We start from the raw sequence: 22576 nt of genomic DNA, 5'->3' as shown, positions 1-22576 counted from the left end.
CCGGGACCGGGCGCCCGCCGGAGCGCAGTGCGCTCCTCGCGTCACGTCCATGGTGAGCCCTGCTGTTTCGGCCCCGTCCCTGTGCCGAAAAGCTGCCGGAAGGAGGTAGGTCGCTCCCGACGCCGCCGAGACGTCAGCTGCGAAGTCGGACGGGCGACCTGCGGTCGCGGCTACCGCGCTCCAACGAGCGCTCACGTTTCTTGCTATCGCGCGAAACTAGACGAGTCGTCTTCGCGACGACTCGCGGAAGAGAGCTGCCCGATCGAACTGCGGCGAGGCCACTGACTCGCAACAGAGATCTGCTCGACCGAACTGCTGTTACGTCACCCGGCGGCCGCGCCAGCGCGGCCGCAACTGAGCGTCGACATCGATCAACCTCAAACTCACAACCAACGGTTGCACGGTCGGAGCAGAGTCACGCGCGAATGCGCCAGTGACGTTTCGGCGGCGTCGGGAATGTCCTAGGTCTTCCCGGCAGCTTCGGACGAGAGGGACCTCGCCGGAGCAGTGCGCCCAGGGACGGGACCCAAGGAATCCGCGCGATAGCGCGAGTGACGGGGAGCACGGTGCCGGGAAGACCTAGGACGTTCCCGGCGCCGCAGACCACCACGCCTCCGACAGCGACGCCGAGCTAGGACATCCCCGGCGACGCAGACGACAAACTCAGGCGTGATCAACTCCCCCGAGTAACTGGCATCTCCACGTCAGCTCCCGCCCTCGGGACGTGCCGCGCCAGCTCCAACTTGGCAATCGCATTCCGGTGAACCTCATCCGGTCCATCAGCAAGACGCAGCGTCCTCTGCCCCGCCCACAACTTCGCCAGCGGGAAGTCATTCGACACACCGCCCGCGCCGTGCGCCTGAATCGCCCAATCCAGAACCTGCAGAGTCATATTGGGAACAACGACCTTGATCAGCGCGATCTCCTGCTTCGCGACCTTGTTGCCAACCGTGTCCATCATGTATGCCGCCCTCAACACCAGCAGGCGCGCCTGATCGATCATGCAACGCGCATCCGCGATTCGCTCGTGCCACACCGACTGCGCCGACACCGGCTTGCCAAACGCCACACGCGAGCTCAACCGTTTGCACATCAACTCGATGGCCCGCTCCGCGACACCGATCGACCGCATGCAGTGGTGAATGCGCCCCGGCCCCAAGCGACCCTGCGCGATTTCGAAGCCCCTGCCCTCGCCGAGCAAAATGTTCGACACCGGCACGCGCACGTCTTTGAGATCGACCTCCGCGTGACCGTGAGGCGCATCGTCGAACCCGAACACCGGTAAGTGCCGCATCACCGTCACACCCTTCGCGTCCGCCGGCACCAGGATCATCGACTGCTGCTGATGTTTGCTCGCCTCGGGATTGGTCTTGCCCATGACGATGTAGAGCTTGCAGCGGGGATCGTTCGCGCCGCTCGACCACCACTTGCGGCCGTTGATCACGTACTCGTCGCCCTCGCGGCGAATGCTGCATTCGATGTTGGTCGCATCCGACGACGCCACCGCCGGCTCCGTCATGAGAAACGCCGAGCGAATCTCGCCCTTGAGCAAGGGCGCCAGCCATTTATCTTTGTGAGCTTCGGTGCCGTAGCGCTCGATCGTTTCCATGTTGCCCGTGTCCGGCGCGGCGCAATTGAACACTTCCGGCGCCCAGGGCACGCGGCCCATGATTTCGCACAGCGGCGCATATTCGAGATTCGACAAGCCTTCCGGCGCGCGCGGCGAATGGGGCAGGAACAGATTCCACAAGCCCGCGGCCCGCGCTTTGACCTTCAAGTCCTCGATGATCTTGGTCGGAATGAAGGCATCGCCGTTGCGGCGGTTCTGCGCCACTTCGTTCTCGTAGACTTTTTCGTTCGGATAGATGTGCTCGTCGAAGAACTTCAGCAGGCGCGCCTGCAGTTCGCGCACGCGTGGGCTGTATTCGAAATCCATGCTCGTCTCCCCTCGAGGGTAGCTTCAATCGGTCGCTCGATGCGCTAACTTGCCGTCTGGCCGGGCCGGGGCGCCAATGCATTGTGTGAATGCAGCCCAATCAGCGGTATGCATAGTGGTGCCCATGCCCGACAATAGCAGCCAGACCATGGGCGCCGGAGGCTCGATGCAGCTGTCCAGGATCGATCTCAACCTGTTTACCGTGTTCGACGCGATCTACCGCGAGGGTGGCATCACGCCGGCCAGCCGGCGTCTGCACCTGTCCCAACCCGCGGTCAGTCACGCGCTCGGGCGTCTGCGCGAGCTGCTGAATGATCCGCTGTTCGAACGCCGGGGGCACGAGATGATCCCGACGCCGCGCGCGCGCTCGCTGGCCGACAGCATCGCCAGCTCGCTCGGCAACCTGGAACAGATGCTCCAGCGCGTCGGCCACTTCGAGCCCGGCACGGCGCAGCGCTGTTTCACCATTGCCGCCCGCGAATCGCACGAGCTGACCTTCCTGCCGGCGCTGATGAGCCGCATCGGCGAGGAGGCCTCGCACATCGATATCGCTTCGGTACGCATCGACCGCCGCGATCTCGAAGAAGATTTGCAAAGTGGCGAGATCGATCTGGCGATCGACGTGGCGCTGCCGTTATCGAATGACGTGCGACGCGAGCGCATCGGGGCCGAGCCGCTGGTGGTGCTGGCGCGCGCCGATCATCCGGTCGTGCAAGGCAAACTGGACATCGAAACGTATACGTCCCTGTCGCACATTCTGATTACCGGGCGGCGGCGGGGCGGCGGCTATGAAGACGGCGCGCTGGCGCGGCTGGGAATGTCACGGCACATCAAGATGCGTTGTCAGCACCATGCGGCCGCCAGTCAGGTGGTGAGTCGGTCCGACCTGCTGGCGACGATGACTCGCGGCCAGGCGGTGATCGTCAATCGGGCAACCGCCAATCAGCTGTTGCCCTTTCCCATCGAAGTGCCGCCGTTGGAGTCCTTCCTGTACTGGCACTCCAACGTCGACGAAGACCCGGCCTCGCAATGGTTCCGGGCGCAGGTGAAGGCTTGCCTGGCCGAGCGATCAGGCTAGATCTTTGTACGACTCGACCACTCGCGACACGATGCCGTAATCGATCGCTTCGTTGGCGCTCATCCAGAAGTCACGTTCCAGATCGACGACGACCTTCTCGTACGGCCGGCCGGTCTGCTTCGCGATGGTGCGCGCGATGCGCTCGCGGGTGCGCAGGATTTCCTTGGCCTGAATGGCGATGTCGGCCGCAGGACCGCCGGCGCCGCCCGCAGGCTGATGGATCATGAAGCGGGTATTCGGCAGGCACACGCGGTTCTGCTTTTCAGCCGCCAGGAAAATGTGCGTGCCGGCGCTGGCCACCCAGCCCGTGCCGATGGTGATGACTGGCGCATTGATGAAACGAATCATGTCGTGAATCGCGTCGCCGGATTCGACGTGGCCGCCGGGCGAAGAAATCAGCACGCGGATCGGTGCATCCGATTGCTGCGACAGAGCGATCAATCTCTCGCACACGCCGCGCGCGACCGTGTGATTGATCTCGCCGAACACCAGCACGAAACGCGACTTGAACGACAGCTGCTCCGCCAGCGTCTCCGGACGGTCGGTCTTCTCGGGCTGCTTCTCTTCTCGCTCGGCGTTAAAGATGGGGGCGGACATGGAACAGACTCCTTGGAGCACTAAATCTCGTACAGACATGCCTTGGGCGGACGCGGATTCTACCACTCGCCGGTGTTGCCCATGGACTTCCAGGGCTCGCGCGGCTCGAGCGAGCCGCCCTGCTGCAACAACTCGACCGAGATATTGTCAGGTGAGCGCACGAACGCCATGCGGCCGTCGCGCGGCGGACGGTTGATGGTCACGCCATGATCGATCAGCCGCTGGCAGGCCGCATAGATGTCGTCGACTTCATACGCCAGATGGCCGAAAGCGCGCCCGATGCCGTACTTTTCCGGGTCCCAGTTGTAGGTCAGCTCGACCTGAGCCTGCTCGTCGCCCGGCGCCGCCAGGAACACCAGCGTGAAGCGACCCTTCTCGTTGTCGATGCGGCGAATCTCGCGCAATCCAAGCGCCTCGCAGTAGAAGCGCAAGGAAGCCGTCAGATCCGTGACGCGCACCATAGTGTGCAGATACCTCATGGGCGATACCCTCGACGACAGAACAAGACCAGCGATGATAAACGCAGCGGCGGGCCCACAAGGAACTCCGGCAATGGGATTGCGTTGATTTCCCCGAGGCTACCGGCAAAAAAAGGACATATGGGTGCGGATGCGCCAAGACTCGACGCAGTTCCACGGTCATGGTTATCGCCCCTGGCGATAGCGCTGGCGCTGCTATGGCTCCTGATCTGGAGCAGCCATGCCCTGGCGCAAACGCCCGAGCCCGGCCCACAACCGGCGCCCCAGCAGGGTGAACCCGTTCAGCCCGATCCCGATATCCCGGACGACGCCCCGGAACAACCCGAACAGCCGGGCGACAAGCCCGAGCCCAATCCGCAGGATGTGAATCAAGGTCCGTTGCGCGACCCGGTCTTGCAACAGGACGAAGCCGAGCCGGGCACGCTGGAGCGCGAGCCGCAGACTGAAGATCCCGAAGCCGCCGGGCCGCCGCAAGATAAAAAGGTGGAAGCGGGCCCGATGGAGATCTGCGCACAGCCGCCCGCCGGCGATGTCGGTGTCCTACAGCGCGTGCGTCGCAGCCTCACGGTCGGGGCCTGCGCATCGTCTGCATGGCTCGATGGCTTGTTCGGCGATCAGATCTACCGCGACGAATATCACGCAACGTACGGCACTGTAACGACCGGCCTTCTGTGGAGCGACTACGACGGCTTCGATCCACGCCTGCGCTTCCGTGCGCGTCTGCAACTGCCGCAGTGGGACGAGCGCATCTCCGCGTTCGCCGGCCGCGTCGGCGAAGACGATTACATCAGCGATACCGAAGGCGACTTCGACGCGTTGCCGACGCGTCAGTTCGGCACGCTCGAAGACGAGAGCGTGCTGGTCGGCTTGGGCTATTCCAGCCCCGAGCGCACCGGTAACGATTTCGATGCGGGCGTCGGCGTGCGCATCGACCTGCCGCTCGATCCGTACGCGCGCGCTCGATATGAAGTGGTGCGCTCCTTCGCCGAGCGGTATGTTTTCACCGCACGCGAAACCGTGTTCTGGCAGAACACCGAAGGGTTCGGCACGACCACGCGCATCAATCTCGATCGCGTTATCTCCGATCGTTTCCTGCTGCGCTGGGCGAACCTCGGCAAGTTCACCGAGGAAACGATCGGCCTGGAGTGGTACTCGCAATTGACCTTGTTTCAAAGCGTCGGCCAGCGCACCGGCCTCGCGTGGCAGGCGCAGGTCGAAGGCGAGACCGACAACGAAGTACAGATGACACGCACGGCGGCGCGCTTGATCATGCGCCGTCAGCTCACTCCCGAGTGGTTGATTCTCGAGCTGCGCGGCGGTGTTTCCTGGCCGCGCCGGAAGCTCAGCGAAGAACGTGAAGCCAGTCCCGAAATCGGCATCGCCGTCGAAATGCAATTCGGCCAGAAGCGCGATCGACTGCGCCCTCCGCCGCCCAGCCAGCCGATGATCAAGCAGTAGTCATGAAATAAACGGACGCCGCGGATTCAAAACTCACCGTCACGAGCTTTGTGGTCCGCGGCGCGCCGACACCCAGCAGATCCGTTGCCGGCGGTGTTCTCCTTCTTCACTGTCACACTGAGAGGAGTGACACCGCCACCCTGTCGGATCGGCGGCCTATATTCAACACATATCGCCCGCGGTATTTTCGCGATGACTGGGAAGCAACTCAGCGGCGCTCGGACCGCATATCGACGCTACGCGCTATATGAACGAGATGTCGTAGCACCGCCGTGCCCGGTCCAATCCGTGTGGAAGAATTGACCGCGCGGCTGATCGATACGCTCGTAGGTGTGCGCGCCGAAGAAATCGCGCTGAGCTTGCAACAGGTTTGCCGGCAGCCGTTCGGCACGATAGCCGTCGAAATACGACAAAGCGGCACTCATGCACGGCACCGGAATGCCACTCTGAACCGCCGCGACGATCGCTCGACGCCAGCCGGCCTGTCGGCTCGACACCGCCTCCCGGAAGAAAGGATCCAGCAGCAGGTTGACCAACTGCGAATCGCGCTCGAAAGCTTTCTTGATGTCTCCCAGGAACGCCGAGCGAATGATGCAGCCCGCGCGCCAGACCAGCGCGATGCCGCCGTAGTTCAGATTCCACTGATAGGTCTTCGCGGCCGCGCGCATCAACTGATAACCCTGCGCGTAGCTGATGATCTTCGACGCATACAACGCCTGGCGAAGATCGTCGATGAGCTGCTTGCGTTCGCCTTTGAACTCGCTCACCACCGGCTTGAGTTGTTTGGACGCATTGACGCGCTCTTCCTTCGCCGCCGATAGCGCACGAGCAAACACGGCCTCACCGATCAGCGTGAGCGGCGTCCCTTCATCCAGCGACTCGATCACAGTCCACTTGCCCGTGCCCTTCTGGCCGGCCGCATCGAGGATCTTGTCGACGGTCGCTTCGCCGTTCTTGTCGAGGAAGCCGAGGATGTCGCGAGTGATCTCGATCAGATAACTGTCCAGCTCGGCGCGATTCCATTCGGCGAACACGTCGTGCATCTCGGCATTGCTCATGCCCAACACGCGCTTCATCACATCGTAGGTTTCGCAGATGAGCTGGATGTCGCCGTACTCGATGCCGTTGTGGACCATCTTCACGAAGTGGCCGGCGCCGTTTTCGCCCATCCAGTCGCAACACGGCTCGCCGTCCGGAGTGCGCGCGGCGATCGCTTGGAAAATCGGTTTGATGTGCGGCCACGCGGCGGCGCTGCCGCCGGGCATCAGCGAAGGACCATGCAATGCGCCCTCTTCGCCGCCCGACACGCCGGAGCCGACGAACAGCATGCCGCTTTCCTCAACTCGCTTCGTGCGACGGATAGTGTCCGTGAACAGGCTGTTGCCGCCATCGATGAGAATGTCGCCGCGCTCCAGCAGCGGCAGCAGCTGATCGATCAATTGATCGACGGCGGCGCCGGCCTTCACCAGCATCACGATCTTGCGCGGCTTTTGCAAAGACCCGACGAATTCCTTCAAGTCATGGGCGCCGATGAAGCGCTTGCCCCTGGCGCGCCCCTGGATGAAATCGTCGACCCGTGCAGTGGTGCGATTGAAGACAGCGACGCGAAAGCCGCGGCTCTCCATGTTGAGCGCCAGGTTCTCGCCCATCACCGCGAGCCCGATCAAACCGACGTCTGCAAACTCAGTCATACCTACCTCCAATCGCTGCGCCGGTTATACGAGACTTGCTGGCGCAACGCCAGGAATGGACGTGCGTAGTTTGATTCACCAATTCACGATCCGGACGCGGGCGCACCCCTGACATCCAGCCGCAACACCTGAGTCGTCAGTCGCACCGGACGCAGCGGCTGATGGCGAGCGTCGCCAGTTGCCTGCCAGTCGCTGAACGGCGCAGCGCGTTCGTCGGCTTCACTGACCGGATCGATGATATCCATCAACCCGACGAGGTCGTGCCCGAAGGGCGCCGCTGCGCCAACCTGAAAGCTCACCTTCTGATTCCAGCGCGCGCCGGTCTTGCGCGCCGTGTTCTCACCGGCAACGGCGCCGGCGCCGAAGCGAGGATGCGTCACGATCTGGGTGTACTCGAATGCCGTTCCCGGAGCGGTGGCATCGACGACGACCCGCCACAATCCAGGACGCGGCGTCGCAACCGACAGCGACTTGGTTGCAGGTCGCGTAAAGACTTCACTGCCCCACAACTTGCACGCGCCGGTGACACAGTCATACAAGTAAAGGCCGATGCGAGCGCGCCCGTCGGGCGGCGACGCCGCGACTCGTAACGTCGTGCTGCCAGGCTCGACTGAAATGTTGTACGCACGCATGCCGCCCGCGCCGCCAACGTCTTTCAGCACGCGACGCGCACCGACTTCCGCGACGATTTCGCTCCGTTGCAGAGGCGCGTAGATATTGTTCAGCCAGAACGTAGTCGAGTTGACGCCCGGCACCTTGTCGTCCAGTTGCGAATCGACATAGCGAATGGATGCAGCGACGCTCACATCCTTCGCGCCGGCACTGGTCGGCAGCACGGTAACTTCATACACGCCGGGCGGCGGATACGGCACGAGCAACACGGCCGGCTGGTTTGGCGCAATGATCTTCGATGGCAGCAAATCGAGCTCGCCGCCGGTGAGCATCAGTTGCACCTGCCCGGCGCCGACCCCCGCCTCCAGCCGCAGCGAGCCGATGTTCGGCGCCACGTCCAGAAAATATCTTTTCACGCTTGCGCCGGGCAGCGATTGCTCGCGAAGCTCGACGCGGTAGTTGTTCGCTGCCGTGAACGGCTCCGCCGCGACGATCGTGGTCATGAGCGCGTGTACCGGCAATCCGCTCGCCTTATCGATCAGATACAACTGCGCGCTGTGAACGCCGACATCCGCGGCCGAAATCTCGAGCGGAATCTCGACAGGCTCGTTGAACGGCAGCGACACCTCTTGCTGTGCCGTCTTGAATGTTCCATCGTTGCCTTGCCACTGCAGTGAATAAGTCAGCGGGGTATCGGCGCCGCTTTGACGGAGCAAGGTGATTTTGCGCGTGTCCTTCTGGCGCGCCAGCCACCCCTCGCGTTCATACAACCCCTGGCCAATGCCCGGCTCAGGCAGGAAACGCGACAGGTATGTCTTGACCGGCGCGCGCGTCTGAATATCCGGCAAGTCCAACTTGCTGTCGCGCAACTGCTTCAGCAGTTCCAGCGCGCGAGCGGTATCGATGACACCGAAGCCCTGCTGATGCGCTTGCAGGCTTTCGACTCGCCGCGCGCTCATGCGGAGCGCCCAAGCGATATGACGAGCATCGGCAGGAAGGTTCTCGGCTCGCGCGGCGGCGATCAGAGCTTCGGTCTCGCTGGCAGCGTTTGCAAAGCCGCCCGGCGCAAGGACATCGGGCTTCGAAGCGCCATCTGCAGCCGGGCCGAGCGAAGCCGTCACCGCAAGCCGATTGTCTGCAAACTCGCCAACAGAGATCACGCGTCGCCCGCTCGACGCGCCCGTCACACTTTCCACGCGGCCAAACGCGCCAGCGGCAAATAACAGCGGCGTGCTGTGAACTTCGAAAGCGCGATTCGCCATGAGCGCGAACAGATCGAGCCCGCCGCCCGGCAATCTGCCACCATCCTCATCGCGCGCCAGAACTTTGTTCTCATTGCTGACCGCGGCAGTCAGGAGCGACTCGATCTCGATCGCGAGCGAAGACGAGGCAGAGCCGACATCGTTGCCTAACAAAGTATCGGTCGACTCTGGCGACTGCCGGTGCGTGGCTGGAGATTGATCCGCGTCGCTCAATGGATAGCGGACCAGGTCGCGATCGTTGGCATACAAACCGTGCGCACCGCCACCGTCGAGGTGCGCCATCAGCACGTTGGGTAACGCGCCAACTTCGGCGAAGCGATCCAGCGCGAGCCTCACTCGCAGATAGCCGACCTCGTCGAAGCGCGTTTGAATGTCGCCGCCGAGCGCGGCGATCGCGGCCGCCACTTCCTTGGTCTTGCCGACCTCGGTGGCCACCATGACCATGGCCTCGGTGTCGCCCTTGGCCGTGGCGTTGGCGAGCAGCAGACGGTCGTGCAGATCGGGGCTCGCGGCTTTCCAGGAAGAAAGCGACAGCCCTTGTTTGCTGAGGGGTGGAGGCGCCGGCGGCGGTTCGGGCGGCGCTTTACTGCAGCCAGCCAACGTGGCGATGCCCAGCATCGCCACGGGCCAAGCCCGGCGCATCCACGCCGGGCGCAATGTCACCAGATCTTTACTCGCTGCTCTGGCGCCAGGAACAACTTGTCGCCAGGCTTCACGTCGAATGCGGCATACCATTCGTCCATGTTACGCACAGCGCCATTGACTCGGAAATACGGTGGAGCGTGCGGATCCGACAGCACCTGCGCGCGCATCGCCTCGTCACGGATCTTGGTTCGCCACACCTGCGCCCAGGACAGGAAGAAGCGCTGGTCGCCGGTCAGGCCGCCGAGCACCGGCGCCGGCTTGCCCTGCAACGAGTTGTGATACGCCTCATAGGCCATGTTCAGGCCGCCGAGATCGCCGATGTTCTCGCCGAGCGAGGTGGCGCCGTTGACCTTCAGCCCCGGCAGCGCGTCGAACGCTGAGTACTGATCGACCAGCACCTTCGTTTTGGCGCCAAACGCATCGGCGTCGGCCTTGGTCCACCAGTCGGTCAAGCTGCCGTCCGGCGCGAACTTGCGGCCTTGATCGTCGAAGCCGTGGCCGATCTCGTGACCGATGACCGCGCCGATGCCGCCGTAGTTCACCGCGTCGTCGGCGGCCGGATCGAAGAACGGCGGCTGCAGGATGGCGGCCGGGAACACGATCTCGTTGTTGAGCGGGTTGTAATAGGCGTTGATGTCGGTGACGTTCATGAACCATTCGTCACGATCGACGGGCTGATCCAGGCGCGCGACCTGCCGGTTCCAATCCCAGATCGACGCACGACGCACGTTGCCGATAACGTCGTCACGCTTCACTTCGAGCGCCGAGTAGTCCTTCCATTTGTCGGGATAGCCGATCTTCGCAACGAAGGTGTTGAGCTTCTCCTCGGCGCGCTTGCGCGTATCCGGGCTCATCCAGCTCAGATTCGCCAGTCGCTCCTTCAGCGCCGCGCGCAGGTTGCCGACCAGCACTTCCATCTTGGCCTTCGACTCGGGCGGGAAATATTCCTTGACGTAGACCTGGCCGACCAGCTCGCCGAGCGCGTCGTTGGTGATCGCGACACCCCGCTTCCAACGGTCACGCTGCTGCGGCTGGCCACGCAGCTGCTGCCCGTAGAACGCGAAGTTCGCTTGATCGAAGCGCTTCGGCAGGAACGGCGAATTCGTGCGCAGCAGATGGAACGTGAGGTAATCCTTCAGCGTATCCAGCGACGTTTTGTCGACGACCTTCGCGCTGTCGCGAATCGCGGTGAGCGGACCGAGCACGAAGTTCTCGCGCGCACCGACATCGGACGCGTCGAAGAACGCCTGCCAGTCGAAGCCCGGCGCGTAAGCAAGCAACTGAGCCTTGGTGCGCGGGTTGTAATTCGCCTCGGCGTCGCGGCGCTTCTCCAGCGGCCATTGCACTTTGGCCAGCGCCGTTTCGAATTCCAGGATGCCGCGCGCCTTTTTGGCCGCATCCGGGACCCCACCGAGCGTGAGCATCTGCTCGATGAACTCCAGGTACTTGGCGCGATGCTCTTTGAGCTTGGCATCGTCTTTCAGATAGTAATCGCGATCCGGCAGACCCAGCCCGCTCTGGCCGATCTCGATGGAATAGCGGCTGGGATTCTTCATGTCCGGCGAGATGCCGACGCCGAACGTTGACATGAAGCCCGGCAAGCCGAACAAAGTCGCGATGTCTTTCTTGGTCTTCGCCGCCTGGATGCGCGCGAGATCCGCCTCGATGGGCTGGACGCCCCGAGCCTCGATGCCGGCCTCATCCATGAAGCTCGCGAAGTAATCGCCGACCTTCTGCTCCGGCGTGCCGGCGGCCGGGCTGGCCTGCGCGGCCTGCTCGATCAGCTTCTTGACGCGCTCCTCGGAGAGATCGCTGAGCTTGTGGAACGGGCCGTAGGACGAGCGATCCGGCGGAATCTCGAACGTGTCGTACCACTTGCCGCTGGCAAATGCGAAGAAGTCGTCGCCGGGCTTGACCTGAGGATTGCCGGCGGTCAGGTCCAAGCCGAATTCTCCCAGCTCAACCTTCGGCGCGGCCGGAGCATCGGCGTTGGCGTCCGCGACCGGCTTCGGCTCCTGTTTGGCACAGCCAGAGCTCAGCGCCAGCGCCACGATCAGCAGCAATGATTTTTTCATGCCCTACCAGGTTCCTGTCAGTGTTATCCATCATGCATTCACAACCGCGGGCTGCACCTGCTCGTCCTGCTGGGCAATGCGCCCCTCCCGCAAGTATTCATGGACATCGCCCAGGATGGAAAGTGCGGTCGGCCAACGGCCCGCGCCCTTCCCCGCCAGACGCACTACCTGGCCGTTTCCTGCCACGATCTCGACCCGATTCTGTTCGGCCCGCGCCCCTGCCAGGAAATCGCTCGCCGGCAGCTCCTGAAGTTTTACTACACCCCGGACATGCCCTTCACTTCGCTCGCAGACGCCGACCAGCTTCAGACTCAGCCCTTCCTCGCGCACCAACGCCGCCTGGCTGGCCGTCACTCCGACTATGCCGCGCACATTCAGCTCGAAGTGCGAGGCCTCGCCAAAGGCGGCTCGTGCAATCAATTCCAGCTTGCGCGCAGCATCCAGTCCCACCAGGTCGTCATGCGGATCGGCTTCGGCGAAGCCGTTAGCCTGTGCCTGCGCGAGCGCCGTGTCGAAGTCTATCCGCTGCTCGAGGGCGTCGAGAATGAAGTTGCACGTACCGTTGAGGATGGCGCGCACCTGCAAGACACCGGCATGACGGGCCAGCGCGCTCACGGTTTCGAGCACCGGCACGGCGCCGCCGACCGCGGCGCCGAATTTCAGGAGAGGTTGGTTGCCCGTGGCGAAGCGCGCCAGCTTTTCCCACCAGCGGGAAGCGATCAGCGCTTTGTTTGCTGTCACCACCGCGCGCCCGCGCAGCAGCGCCGCGTGCACGATCTCCCCGGCCGGCTCGAGGCCACCGATGGTCTCGATGACCAGATCAGCGGGCTGCGTAACGGCATCCCAGGGGTCGACCGATAGCAACGACTTCGGCACCTCCAGATTGGCTTCGTCGATCCGCCGCGGCTTGTCCAGGTCTCTGACGACGATGCGCACGACCTGAAACAAATCCGGCCGGCGGATCAAATGCGCATACACGCCGAGACCGACCGTGCCCAGGCCGAGCAGCACGACGCGCACGGGTTGGATGTTTTCGTGAGGAACGGTCGCAATGTCGTCGGGACCGTGATCGACCAGTGTAGACAAGTTCGACCCCACACACGCGACTTCGAACGACTGCCCATGCGACTGGGCGAATTGCAGCGCACGCGGTTGAATGATTCGTCCGCCGATCTCCAGCGCCGTGCGCCAGCTCAACCGATTGAAACGTTGCGCGTGATTCTCCACCACCGCTGGATCGCTTTCATAAACGCCGTCGACGTCCTTCAACAGACGACAGCGCGCTTCCAGACTCTTGGCAAGGAACAACGCCGTGAGGTCTGAGCCGCCGCGACCCAGCAATACCGTGCGGCCTTGAATATCCTGCGCGATGAATCCGGGCACGACCAGCACTGCGTGATCGCACAGATGGTCGTGGAGATAACTGGCGTTCAATGCAACCGGCGTGGACTCGTGCGGTTCGCCATGCGCGCGCAGCCCCGCTTCGCGGGCATCGACGTAACGGGCCGACACGCCGTTGGCGATCAACGCCGCAGCCAACTTGGTGCCGGATTCTTCTTCGCCGCCTGCGACCCAGGCGGCCTGCTCGTGCAGATCGTTCGTGACAGCTCGAGTCTGCGCAAAGCGCTGATCTGTGACGCCCGCAAAAGCCGAGACCACGGCGATCACTCGCCGGCCAGCACGCCATTCACGGTAGATCTCATCGATCGCTTGCGGCAGATCCGCTTCGGTCTGTAACACCGAGCTGCCGAATTTGAGCACGACAATGGAAGGATTCACGCCACTCTCCAGCCTGTTCCGTTGGTTCAAGGCGTCGACGAGGGCTGGCGGGAAAGAGACGGCGACCGGGGTCGGTGGTCGGCAAGCAGGCATAAAAAAACCCGCTCGCCAAAGCTCAAGCAGGGTTGCTTCGCTTTAGCCGTATTTCTTACGCGCCCGCAAGCTGAACTCAAATCGGCGCAAGGCGAACGCTAAAGGCTCGGGCCGGGGCCTGTCAAGGAACCCCTGGCCCGCTGCGCATCAATGTGCCAGTCTGGCCGGCGAGGGACCTTATGTTGACCACTCTGGCCGTCGCCAACTACCGCTCGCTGCGCTCCGTCATCGTGCCCCTGACCGCATTGAACATCGTCAGCGGCGAGAATGGCACCGGGAAATCCAATCTGTATCGCACGCTGCGGCTGCTCGCCGATACGGCGCAGGGCAATGTCATTTCTTCATTGGCGCGCGAGGGCGGACTCTCGTCGACTCTGTGGGCGGGGCCGGAAACGATTTCCGCCGCGATGAAACGCGGCGAGCACGCGGTGCAAGGCGGGCCACGCCGCGAGCCAGTGAGCTTGCGATTGGGCTTTGCCGGCAGCGACTTCAATTACGCCATCGATCTGGGCCTGCCCACGCCGAGCACTTCCGCATTTGCGTTCGATCCGGAGATCAAACGGGAGTGCATCTGGACCGGACCGAAGTTCCGTCCGTCGTCATTGCTCATCGATCGTCGCGGCCCTGTTGTTCGCACACGCGATGCCCGAGGCGAGTGGCGCATCATCGCTTCCAGCCTCGCGACATTCGACAGCATGCTGACGCAAGTTCTCGATGCCGAACGCGCGCCCGAAATTCTCACCGTCCGCGAGCAGATCCGTGCGTGGCGTTTCTACGATCACCTTCGTACCGACGCCGACTCTCCCATTCGCCAGCCGCAACTCGGCACCCGAACACCCGTACTGAGTCACAACGGCCACGACCTGGCGGCGGCGTTACAAACGATTCGTGAGATCGGCGACGTGGCGCAATTGAATCAAGCCGTCGCCGACGCCTTCCCGGGCGCATCGATCGATATCGGCCAGACTGGCAATGCATTCACGGTGGAATTCCACCAGCACGGTTTGTTGCGCCCGTTGAGCGCCGCCGAGCTCTCCGACGGAACGCTGCGATATTTGCTGTGGATCGCCGCTCTCCTCACGCCGCGTCCGCCGCAGCTCATGGTGTTGAACGAGCCCGAAACCAGCCTGCATCCCGACCTGCTGCCAGCGCTCGCCCGCCTGATTTCCGCCGCGAGTCGCTCGACTCAACTGTGGGTCGTCTCGCACTCCGCTCGCCTGCTCTCCGCGCTTCAGCAAGACGAGCGCTGCAATGCCATCCAACTCAGCAAAGAATTCGGCGAGACCGTCGTCCAGGAACAAGGCCTGCTCGATCGACCGTCATGGCATTGGCCGGAGCGCTGACCGCGCACGTCCGCAAATATCCCACAGCCAACAAGTTGAACTTTGCGAAGCCGCGAGCCGTTACTACGGCGCGGCGCATGAGCGCGACGCGGACCAAGTTGATATCGGAGACTCTCATGGGCATGAACAGAGATATTGCAGGCGGCAACTTCAAGCAGCTCAAGGGCAAGATCAAAGAGCAGTGGGGCAAACTTACGGACGACGAGATCGACCAGATGGAAGGCCACGCTGAGATTCTCGCTGGCAAGCTGCAGGAGCGTTACGGCTTGGCGCGTGATGACGCTGAACGTCAGGCGCGCGACTTCCAGACCCGCAACAATTGGCAGTGATCGTTTAATGCGTCGACGCCTCGGCCGCCCCGGCCGAGGCTCGACGCTGTTATTCGGCCAGCGAGTCCGGCATGTGACGCGGGTTCTCGTATAAATCCTGCGCCTTGCCCCAGAAGCGTTTGGCTTCTTTCTCGCGGCCCCGGCGCATCAGATAAACATAGCCGGCGCGGCCAGCCTCGTCGGTCAGCTCCAGATTCTGCTCGATCGCGAGCAGCAAATGTTTCAGGCCGCGGTCGTCGTTCCGATCCAGCAGCATCCGGCCCATCAACAGATGCGCCCTGGGATACTCGCCGTCCCGCGACAGGATGTGCTCGAGCGCCTCCATTGCCTCGACGTCCCGGTCGATTTCGAGCAGCAGCAGCACCTTTTCCCAAACCTCCTTGTCGTTGAGCTGCGCGTTCTCGGCATCCTCGAGCAGCGTGAGCTTGGCCTTGGCCTCGGCGATTTCGGTGTGACGCTTGCGCCACTTCGGCGTCGTATCCTGCTGCCACTCATCGTCGAAGAATTTCACCAGCGACGGCGTCGCCGGATGAAACAACGTCAGCGCCAGGCGTTCCGGATCGTGCACGGGCGTGACCGGCTCGACCTCGAGCGCAGCCAGGCGCTCGGCGAGACTGGGATGCGTATCGTCATCGGCGGCATAGCGGCGCAAGCTCTGTTGTAACCAATCCGGTCGCGCCCACTGCTGCTCCGCTGCTTTGAACGCACGCGGCATCAGAGCGTGCGGCATGTAAGGCGGATCGGGTTGTCGCTCGACTTGATCGTACAACCGTTTCCAGAACACCTCGGACAGGAATCGTCCGGCCAGCTCCAGCTTGGTCAGCGCGGCAGCGATCGCAGCAGGGCTGGTAACGTTCGCGGCCGCGCGATCTGCAAGGTATTCGTGATTGCGCGCGAGCACGAAGCTGTATGCATAAAAGTACGGCGCGTACCAACCGTAGAACGCGCCGAGGATCTGATCGAAGATTCCGACGGGATTGCTGAACTTCGACTCCAGCGCATGCCACGTGACGCGCTGGCGATAAATCCACGCCCCGAACTTGCCGTGCGCCTGTGACAAATGCCCCATCTCGTGCGCGATCACCGCCTTCAACTCATCGATGGTGAGCACCATCGCGAGCGGCAAGCCGATCTCGAGATGATTACGATAGTTGCCGAAGATGCCCCAGCTCGGCGTCTGCACGATGCAGGCGTTGAACTCGGCGCTGACGGAGACGGAATCGACGCGCACGCCGCCGATCTTCGCCGCGACTTCATCGATGGCGGCGAACAGCTGCGGTGTTTCTTCGCGAGTGACACGCAATCCCGCGGGCTCGGCGATGCGCACCCAGAGGGCGCGAATCATTCCAACCAGTGTGATGAGCCCGACGGCGCAAGCGACCACGAGCGGCGCACGGAAACGCTCGCCCGAGAGCAGTGGACTGAAGGTGTACCAGAAGGTGACGAGGATGATGACCGCGAGCAGAAAGATAGACGCATAGCCCAGCGCTGCGAGCGCACCGACTTTCATCGCATAAAACTGGGGATTATCGTCGGCCTGACGTTCCAGACGCCCGATCAGGGCCGAGAACTCATGTCTTTCCATAATCTGTCGCCAACGGCGGTGAACCGAGGCGAGGTTACGGAATTCGGTCACGTTTGCCGCGTGACGCGGTTCTCATTATTGCTTTATGTGCTGACCGGGAGGAAAGACTGGTTCTTCAGCTCGGCGAAAGACCCACCCCTGCCCCCCTCCCGTGTACGGGAGGGGGAAACCATTTTTATTTTTTCTCCTGCGGAGGGCCCGGAACCCAGAGAGCTTCCTGTTCTACAACTTAGTAAAACAAGCCGCTCACGACGCTGACCACCAATCCACTCGTAACAGCAGCAAGGACCACGTCATTGTTCACCCGCACCCAATGGTGACCCCGCGGGGGCGCGTGCAAGTGGTAGCGGCCGTAGTCGCTGACGATGTACCGGCGCTCGCAGTAAGAGCGCGGCAGATAGTCGCCATGTCGCCAAGAACGGACATAGTAGCCACGCGGGACGATGTAGTGACCTCGGTCGTACCGGCGCTGGTCAACCCGACCGTTCAAGTAGCCGGCGCGATACGCATCGCGGCGGTCGTAGCGCCGATCATGATCGCGACGCTCATAGCGACGATCGTGATCGCGGCGATCCCAGTCGCGACGGTCGTGATCGCGGCGATCCCAATCCCTTCGGTCGTCACGGTGGCCGCGATAGTCGCGACGATCCTTGCCGTGGTCGTCGTAGCGACGCTCGTGACGGCCGCGATCGTTGTCCGCGTACGCCGTGGCCGCCGTGCCCATCAGCATCGACACCGTCACCGCAGCAGCAAACAGGGTCTTCATCGCCATCTCCTCGTAACACCGGCAGTGCCGGGTTGGGAGACACTATTGACCAGCCCATCTGATCGGAAGCTGAACGACCCACCATAAATTATTGTCAGCTTGCGTTCAGCTGGTACTCTTCGGGCGCCTCAGACGTTGAGCCTTTCTCGTCAGCCACTTGGACCACTCATGCTCCGACGCCGCGACTTCCTGCACTCCGCTGCCCTGCTGTCTACATTGTCTGCCTCCGGTCTGGTCTCCGCCGCCGAACAGGCGTTTCGCGGGCCCGCCCGCCCCTTCGATTACGCCGTGCTGAAAGGCCAGGCGCGGGCGCTGGCGAGCAAAGCGTACGAGCCGCCGAGCAAACTCGCGCCGAGGGCGCTGCAAGAGCTGGGCTACGACGAATATCAATCGATCCGCTTCAAGCGCGAAGACGCGCTGTGGGCCGATGTCGAAGGCAACTTCCGTCTGGAATTTTTTCACATGGGCCGCGGCTTCAAGGAGCCGGTGCGCATGCACGAGATCGTCAATGGTCAGGCGCGCGAGCTTCTGTACCGCCCGGAGCTGTTCGACCTGAGTCGCAGCGGCATCAATCCGCGCTCGCTGCCGAAGGACCTGTCGTGGGCCGGCTTCCGCATTCACACCGCCACCGATTGGGAACGAGACGTGGCGTCGTTCCTGGGCGCGAGTTATTTCCGTAGCATCGGCAACGATACGAGACAGTTCGGCTTGTCGGCCCGCGGCCTGGCGATCGACACGGCGCTCGATCCCGAGGAGTTTCCGCGCTTCTCGGAATATTACTTCGAGCGCCCGTCGCCGGACGCACGCACCTTGGTGATCTATGGGTTGATGGATTCGCCCAGCGTCGCCGGCGCCTATCGCTTCGCGCTGACGCCAGGCGCCCCGCAAATCGTCGAAGTAGACGCGGCCATTTATCCGCGCAAGGCGATTCGACGCCTTGGCATCGCGCCGCTCACCAGCATGTATCAAGTCGGCGAGAACGATCGCCGCATGGGTTACGACTGGCGGCCGGAGATCCACGACTCGGACGGCCTGTCGATGTATCGGGGCAATGGCGAATGGCTGTGGCGCCCGATCAGCAATCCGCCGCTGCTGCGGTTCAATTCGTATTTCGACGAGAACCCGCGCGGCTTCGGCCTGTTGCAGCGGGACCGTGACTTCGACAACTACCAGGACGACGGCGTGTTCTACGAGCGCCGCCCGAGCTTGTGGATCGAGCCGAAGTCGCCCTGGGGCAAGGGCTCGGTGCAGCTCACGGAAATTCCGACGGTGGATGAAACGTTCGACAACATCGTCGCGTTCTGGAATCCCGAGACGCCGGTCAAGGGCGGCGAAGAGCTGCTGTACAGCTATCGCATGTACTGGGGCACGCAGATGCCGGTGTCTTCGAATCTCGCCGAAGCGGTGGCCACACGCACCGGTCTCGGCGGTGTCGTCGGGCAGCGCCGCAGATATTTCTCGTGGCGCTTTGCCATCGACTTCAAAGGCGGCGAGCTCGCGACGCTGCCGGAACGCGCGAAAGTGGAGCCGGTCATCACCGTATCGCGCGGCGAAGTCGAGATCACTTCAGCGCGCCCGCTCAAAGCAATCAGCGGCTATCGCGCGATGTTCGATGTGAAATTGCCCGACGAGAGCATGGACCCGGTCGACATCCGGCTGTACCTGCGCATCGGCCACACGGTCCTCAGCGAGGTCTGGACCTATCAGTGGTCGCCGCCGGCGATGAAAGATCGATTGCTGATGTTGCAGCAAGCCGGCCACTAGACGCATGGGGGCCTCCACTGGAGGCCCCTCTTGCTTTGGATCAGAAGGCGTAACGAAATCCCGTCTTACCCGTCCACGAGTACTCTTCATACTGCAGCAGTCGCTTGCGGCCGCCCAGGTTCTGATACGCCACGTACGGCTCGTCGCCCAGGTTCACGAACTCGGCGAACACCTGGAACTGCGGTGTCACGCGATACTTCGCGCTGAGATCGAACTGGATGTGATCTGCGACAAAACGATCCTGCTCCGGATCGTCGCCCAGCTCGTCGAGATACTTATCTCGATACGCCGCCGTCAGCCGTAAGCTCAGCGGCCCCTTCTCGTAACCCAGCGACGCGTTGAACGTATTCTCCGCCGAGGCCGGCAGCGAGATGGTCCGATCGCCGATCTCACCCTCGGCGTCCGTGTACGTGTAGTTGAAGCCGACGATCACCCCATCGAGCGCTCCCGGCAGGAAGTTCAGGGACTGCTGATAGCCCAGCTCGAAGCCCTTCACCTTGGCCTCATCGCCGTTCTGCGGGATCGTCGCTTCGCTGAACTCGACGCCGAGGAACTCAGAGTCCTCGAACACCACGTTGACGATGAAATCCTCGATGCGCTTGTAGAACACACCCGCCTGCAGCACGCCGTTGTTGCCCAGGTACCATTCGGCGGACAGATCGACGTTCCAGGCGTCATAGGGCTTCAGCTCGGGATTGCCGAACTCGCCCTCGCGCAATATCACTTCCTCGCCGGTATCGTCGTCCTCTTCGGTCGTCTGCTCGACCACGAAGCGCGGCGCGAGCTGCCCGATCTGCGGACGCACGAGGCTGCGATACACGCCTGCGCGCAATAGCACATCCTCGGCAGCCTGATAGCGAACATTCAGGCTCGGCAGCACATCCGTGTAGTCGCGCTCGAATCTGGTCGGCGTGACATCGACGTCGGTATCGTCCTCGCCTTCCACCAACTCGACGGCGTTCGCGCGAATGTCATTACGCGTCTGCTCGATGCGCACGCCGCCGATCAGCCGCAGTGGGCCCTGATCGAGTCGCCCGAGCAGGTAGCCTGCATAGATATCCTCATCGACGCTGTAATAGGCGATGTTCGATTCGAACGCCGTATCCACATCGTTCAACTCGAAGTCGGCGATGTTGCTATCGATGAAATCGCGAACCGCGGGCCCATTGGGCACCGGGCCGATGCCGACGAGCCCGTAGCTCGGCGAGCCGATCACGTCGGCGAGCGTGAAGTCGCCGTCGAAGCCGTCGAAGATATCGGCCTGTTTGTCGTAGGTCTTCTCGCGCAGCCGCCCCTTGGCGCCGATCTGGAATGTGAACTGGCCGTTGCTCAAGGCAAAGTCGCGCGAGATATCGAAGCGCGCCGCAAACTCCTCATCTTCAGCCAGGCTGAACGTGGTGCGCTCGATCTTGTCGAACTCGAACTCAGCGGGATCGCTGACTGCCGCGACGTTGTTGCCGCTCAGCGTGTAGCGCGGCAGGCGCCAGTCGCTGTAGTCGAAGCTCACATCGAGCTCGTCATCGCCGTCGAACTCGCGCTGGAATTCGACCGGATCGAGCGAGCCGGCCTCGCGCTCCTTGGCGGCCGACCAGGAACCGTTGTACTTGAGCGTCCAGGCGCCGGCAAACGTTTCGCCGCCCAGGTTGAGCGACGTGATGGTCTGCTTCTCGAAGCGATCCTTGATGTCGCGAACCGCCTGGATCTCGCCGTCCGCATCCGAAAAGCTTGCCGTGTTCGCGTCGCCGCTGTTGGGATCTTCCTCCATCTCGAAAATCAGGCGGCCGCGATATTCCTGATCCTCGAACTCACTGCGCAGGAAGCGCGCATACAAGGTGGTTGTGTCGCTGGCGCGAAAATCGAGCGACAGAGAACCTCCGAGACGCGTGCGCTCCACATCGTAGTCGCGATACTCGACCGTGTTGGCGAACGCCACGTCATCGCTCGCGCCCCAGCCGTCCATCTCGATGTTGTCGGTCGAGAACTCGCGCTTGTAATAGGACAAGCCGCCGGCGATGCCGAGGCGGTCATTGATCGTGGTGGAGAAATCGAGGCTGCCCTTCGGCGACCATTCGCGGTTCAAGTCGTTGAACGAGCCTTCGCCCGAGAACGACAGGAACGGCTCGTTGCGATCGAAGGCGCTGGTGGTGTTGATCTCGATCGACGCGCCGATGGTGTCGGCATCCATGTCGGGCGTCAGCGACTTCTTGATCTCGATGGATTCGATCAGCTCGGCGGGAATCACGTCGAGCGCGACGGAGCGCACATCGGCTTCAGGCGCCGGCACGCGCGCGCCGTTGATGGACGCGGCATTCAGATCCGGCGACAGGCCGCGCACGGCGACGAAGCGGCCTTCGCCCTGATCGTTCAACACATTGATGCCGGCAACACGCCGCAACGATTCGGCAGCGTTCTGATCGGGAAACTGACCGATGCCGTCGCGACTCAGCACGCTTTCGACACCATCGGCAGCGCGCTGCCGAGACAAGGCGCTTGCCAGGCTGGCGCGCTGGCCGACGACCAGCACGTTATCGATATAGCCGCCATCGGCGCGAGCGGCGCCGAGCAGGATGTCGGCGCTACGCGTGTCACCTGCAACGTCAACTTTTATTTCGACAGGATCGGCCCCCACGTACTGCGTGCGCAATGTATACGAGCCGTCGGGAACATCGCCGAAACGAAACGCGCCGTCGCTGCCGGTCTGCGCGCGACGTTGCAGCTCGACGATCTCGACCTCGGCGCTCTGCAGCGACTTGACGCCGGAAGCATCGCTCACGCGACCGGACAAAGAGCCTGCCAACGCCGCCGACGTCACACAGGAGCCGGCCACGACCAGGGCCGTCAGGCTCACCGGTGTGGACCAAATACCACGGCCATCTCTGCGCCAATGCGCGCCTTTGTTAATTTTCACGACATTGCTCCCCGATCTGTAGCGGCGATTCGCGGGAGGCTTTATGAAGCGCAGTCGTGACGGTTTCGTTGCGAGCAGATGACGGTGCCGAGAAGGAACACCGGGCGAGCAGGACGGTCACTTCGGAAAGCAGCACTGCTCGCGGGCACTGTCATGCAACTATCATCTGTACCGAG

At 62.8% G+C, this 22576-nt stretch carries 15 protein-coding genes; 5 read left to right on the top strand and 10 right to left on the bottom strand.

Going from position 1 to position 22576, the window contains the following annotated elements; translation table 11 throughout:
* Nucleotides 1-673: 673 nt before the first annotated feature.
* A complete protein-coding gene (locus tag EK373_RS14285; protein ID WP_129643969.1) occupies nucleotides 674-1936 on the bottom strand; it encodes an acyl-CoA dehydrogenase family protein in 1263 nt (420 codons plus the stop codon).
* Between the two features lie 124 nt (nucleotides 1937-2060).
* Here EK373_RS14285 and EK373_RS14280 point away from each other — a divergent pair, with 124 nt between their 5' ends.
* Complete coding sequence (locus EK373_RS14280; protein WP_198683344.1) at nucleotides 2061-3014, top strand: LysR family transcriptional regulator; 954 nt, start codon at nucleotides 2061-2063, stop codon at nucleotides 3012-3014.
* Here EK373_RS14280 and EK373_RS14275 read toward each other — a convergent pair.
* Nucleotides 3006-3611, bottom strand: coding sequence for an ATP-dependent Clp protease proteolytic subunit (locus tag EK373_RS14275; RefSeq protein ID WP_129643967.1), 606 nt, complete (start codon nucleotides 3609-3611; stop codon nucleotides 3006-3008). The genes EK373_RS14280 and EK373_RS14275 overlap by 9 nt on opposite strands.
* Nucleotides 3612-3670: 59 nt before the next feature.
* Nucleotides 3671-4090, bottom strand: coding sequence for a VOC family protein (locus EK373_RS14270; RefSeq protein ID WP_129643964.1), 420 nt, complete (start codon nucleotides 4088-4090; stop codon nucleotides 3671-3673).
* Between the two features lie 120 nt (nucleotides 4091-4210).
* On the opposite strand from EK373_RS14270, the gene EK373_RS14265 reads away from it, so the two are divergent.
* On the top strand, nucleotides 4211-5548 hold the full coding sequence (locus EK373_RS14265) for a hypothetical protein (protein ID WP_129643962.1): 1338 nt from the start codon (nucleotides 4211-4213) through the stop codon (nucleotides 5546-5548).
* 236 nt (nucleotides 5549-5784) lie between these two features.
* Here the strand turns inward: EK373_RS14265 and gnd are convergent, their stop codons facing one another.
* From gnd to EK373_RS14245, 4 genes are all read right to left on the bottom strand, one after another.
* Nucleotides 5785-7239 carry a decarboxylating NADP(+)-dependent phosphogluconate dehydrogenase gene (gene gnd, locus EK373_RS14260; RefSeq protein WP_129643959.1) on the bottom strand — a complete coding sequence of 485 codons (1455 nt, stop codon included), beginning with the start codon at nucleotides 7237-7239 and terminating at the stop codon, nucleotides 5785-5787.
* Between the two features lie 83 nt (nucleotides 7240-7322).
* Nucleotides 7323-9776 (bottom strand): S8/S53 family peptidase, encoded by a 2454-nt coding sequence (locus EK373_RS14255; protein ID WP_129643956.1) that lies wholly within the window; start codon nucleotides 9774-9776, stop codon nucleotides 7323-7325.
* Nucleotides 9773-11833 (bottom strand): M13 family metallopeptidase, encoded by a 2061-nt coding sequence (locus tag EK373_RS14250; RefSeq protein ID WP_129643953.1) that lies wholly within the window; start codon nucleotides 11831-11833, stop codon nucleotides 9773-9775. Before EK373_RS14250 ends, EK373_RS14255 begins: the two co-directional genes overlap by 4 nt.
* Before the next feature lie 30 nt (nucleotides 11834-11863).
* A complete protein-coding gene (locus EK373_RS14245) occupies nucleotides 11864-13612 on the bottom strand; it encodes a homoserine dehydrogenase (protein ID WP_198683343.1) in 1749 nt (582 codons plus the stop codon).
* A 272-nt stretch (nucleotides 13613-13884) separates the two neighbouring features.
* On the opposite strand from EK373_RS14245, the gene EK373_RS14240 reads away from it, so the two are divergent.
* Both EK373_RS14240 and EK373_RS14235 read left to right on the top strand, forming a co-directional pair.
* Nucleotides 13885-15048 carry an AAA family ATPase gene (locus EK373_RS14240; protein WP_129643947.1) on the top strand — a complete coding sequence of 388 codons (1164 nt, stop codon included), beginning with the start codon at nucleotides 13885-13887 and terminating at the stop codon, nucleotides 15046-15048.
* Between the two features lie 122 nt (nucleotides 15049-15170).
* Nucleotides 15171-15377, top strand: a complete 207-nt coding sequence (locus EK373_RS14235; RefSeq protein ID WP_129645847.1) for a CsbD family protein — start codon at nucleotides 15171-15173, stop codon at nucleotides 15375-15377.
* 49 nt (nucleotides 15378-15426) lie between these two features.
* Here the strand turns inward: EK373_RS14235 and EK373_RS14230 are convergent, their stop codons facing one another.
* The gene (locus EK373_RS14230; protein WP_129643944.1) at nucleotides 15427-16962 is read right to left on the bottom strand and encodes a M48 family metalloprotease; all 1536 of its coding nucleotides are present in this window, start codon (nucleotides 16960-16962) and stop codon (nucleotides 15427-15429) included.
* A gap of 229 nt (nucleotides 16963-17191) precedes the next feature.
* Nucleotides 17192-17728, bottom strand: a complete 537-nt coding sequence (locus tag EK373_RS14225; protein ID WP_129643941.1) for an RcnB family protein — start codon at nucleotides 17726-17728, stop codon at nucleotides 17192-17194.
* Nucleotides 17729-17896: 168 nt separating this feature from the next.
* On the opposite strand from EK373_RS14225, the gene EK373_RS14220 reads away from it, so the two are divergent.
* A complete protein-coding gene (locus EK373_RS14220; protein ID WP_129643938.1) occupies nucleotides 17897-19492 on the top strand; it encodes a glucan biosynthesis protein in 1596 nt (531 codons plus the stop codon).
* A gap of 40 nt (nucleotides 19493-19532) precedes the next feature.
* Here EK373_RS14220 and EK373_RS14215 read toward each other — a convergent pair whose 3' ends face one another.
* Entirely contained in the window at nucleotides 19533-22400 is a 2868-nt protein-coding gene (locus EK373_RS14215) for a TonB-dependent receptor (protein ID WP_198683342.1), read from the bottom strand.
* Between the last annotated feature and the right edge of the window lie 176 nt (nucleotides 22401-22576).

Source organism: Peristeroidobacter agariperforans (genome assembly GCF_004138335.1).
Taxonomy (GTDB): domain Bacteria; phylum Pseudomonadota; class Gammaproteobacteria; order Steroidobacterales; family Steroidobacteraceae; genus Steroidobacter; species Steroidobacter agariperforans.
Note: the sequence above shows the minus strand (reverse complement) of the source record. Positions and strands in the feature narration are given on the sequence as shown.

What these genes read in the sequence shown, in the direction of transcription:
- EK373_RS14275 (WP_129643967.1), bottom strand. Translation starts at nt 3,611, where the DNA reads ATGTCCGCCCCCATCTTTAACGCCGAGCGAGAAGAGAAGCAGCCCGAG.
- EK373_RS14225 (WP_129643941.1), bottom strand. Translation starts at nt 17,728, where the DNA reads ATGAAGACCCTGTTTGCTGCTGCGGTGACGGTGTCGATGCTGATGGGC.
- EK373_RS14235 (WP_129645847.1), top strand. Translation starts at nt 15,171, where the DNA reads ATGAACAGAGATATTGCAGGCGGCAACTTCAAGCAGCTCAAGGGCAAG.
- gnd (WP_129643959.1), bottom strand. Translation starts at nt 7,239, where the DNA reads ATGACTGAGTTTGCAGACGTCGGTTTGATCGGGCTCGCGGTGATGGGC.
- EK373_RS14270 (WP_129643964.1), bottom strand. Translation starts at nt 4,090, where the DNA reads ATGAGGTATCTGCACACTATGGTGCGCGTCACGGATCTGACGGCTTCC.
- EK373_RS14265 (WP_129643962.1), top strand. Translation starts at nt 4,211, where the DNA reads ATGGGTGCGGATGCGCCAAGACTCGACGCAGTTCCACGGTCATGGTTA.
- EK373_RS14250 (WP_129643953.1), bottom strand. Translation starts at nt 11,833, where the DNA reads ATGAAAAAATCATTGCTGCTGATCGTGGCGCTGGCGCTGAGCTCTGGC.
- EK373_RS14285 (WP_129643969.1), bottom strand. Translation starts at nt 1,936, where the DNA reads ATGGATTTCGAATACAGCCCACGCGTGCGCGAACTGCAGGCGCGCCTG.
- EK373_RS14240 (WP_129643947.1), top strand. Translation starts at nt 13,885, where the DNA reads ATGTTGACCACTCTGGCCGTCGCCAACTACCGCTCGCTGCGCTCCGTC.
- EK373_RS14280 (WP_198683344.1), top strand. Translation starts at nt 2,061, where the DNA reads ATGCCCGACAATAGCAGCCAGACCATGGGCGCCGGAGGCTCGATGCAG.
- EK373_RS14230 (WP_129643944.1), bottom strand. Translation starts at nt 16,962, where the DNA reads ATGGAAAGACATGAGTTCTCGGCCCTGATCGGGCGTCTGGAACGTCAG.
- EK373_RS14220 (WP_129643938.1), top strand. Translation starts at nt 17,897, where the DNA reads ATGCTCCGACGCCGCGACTTCCTGCACTCCGCTGCCCTGCTGTCTACA.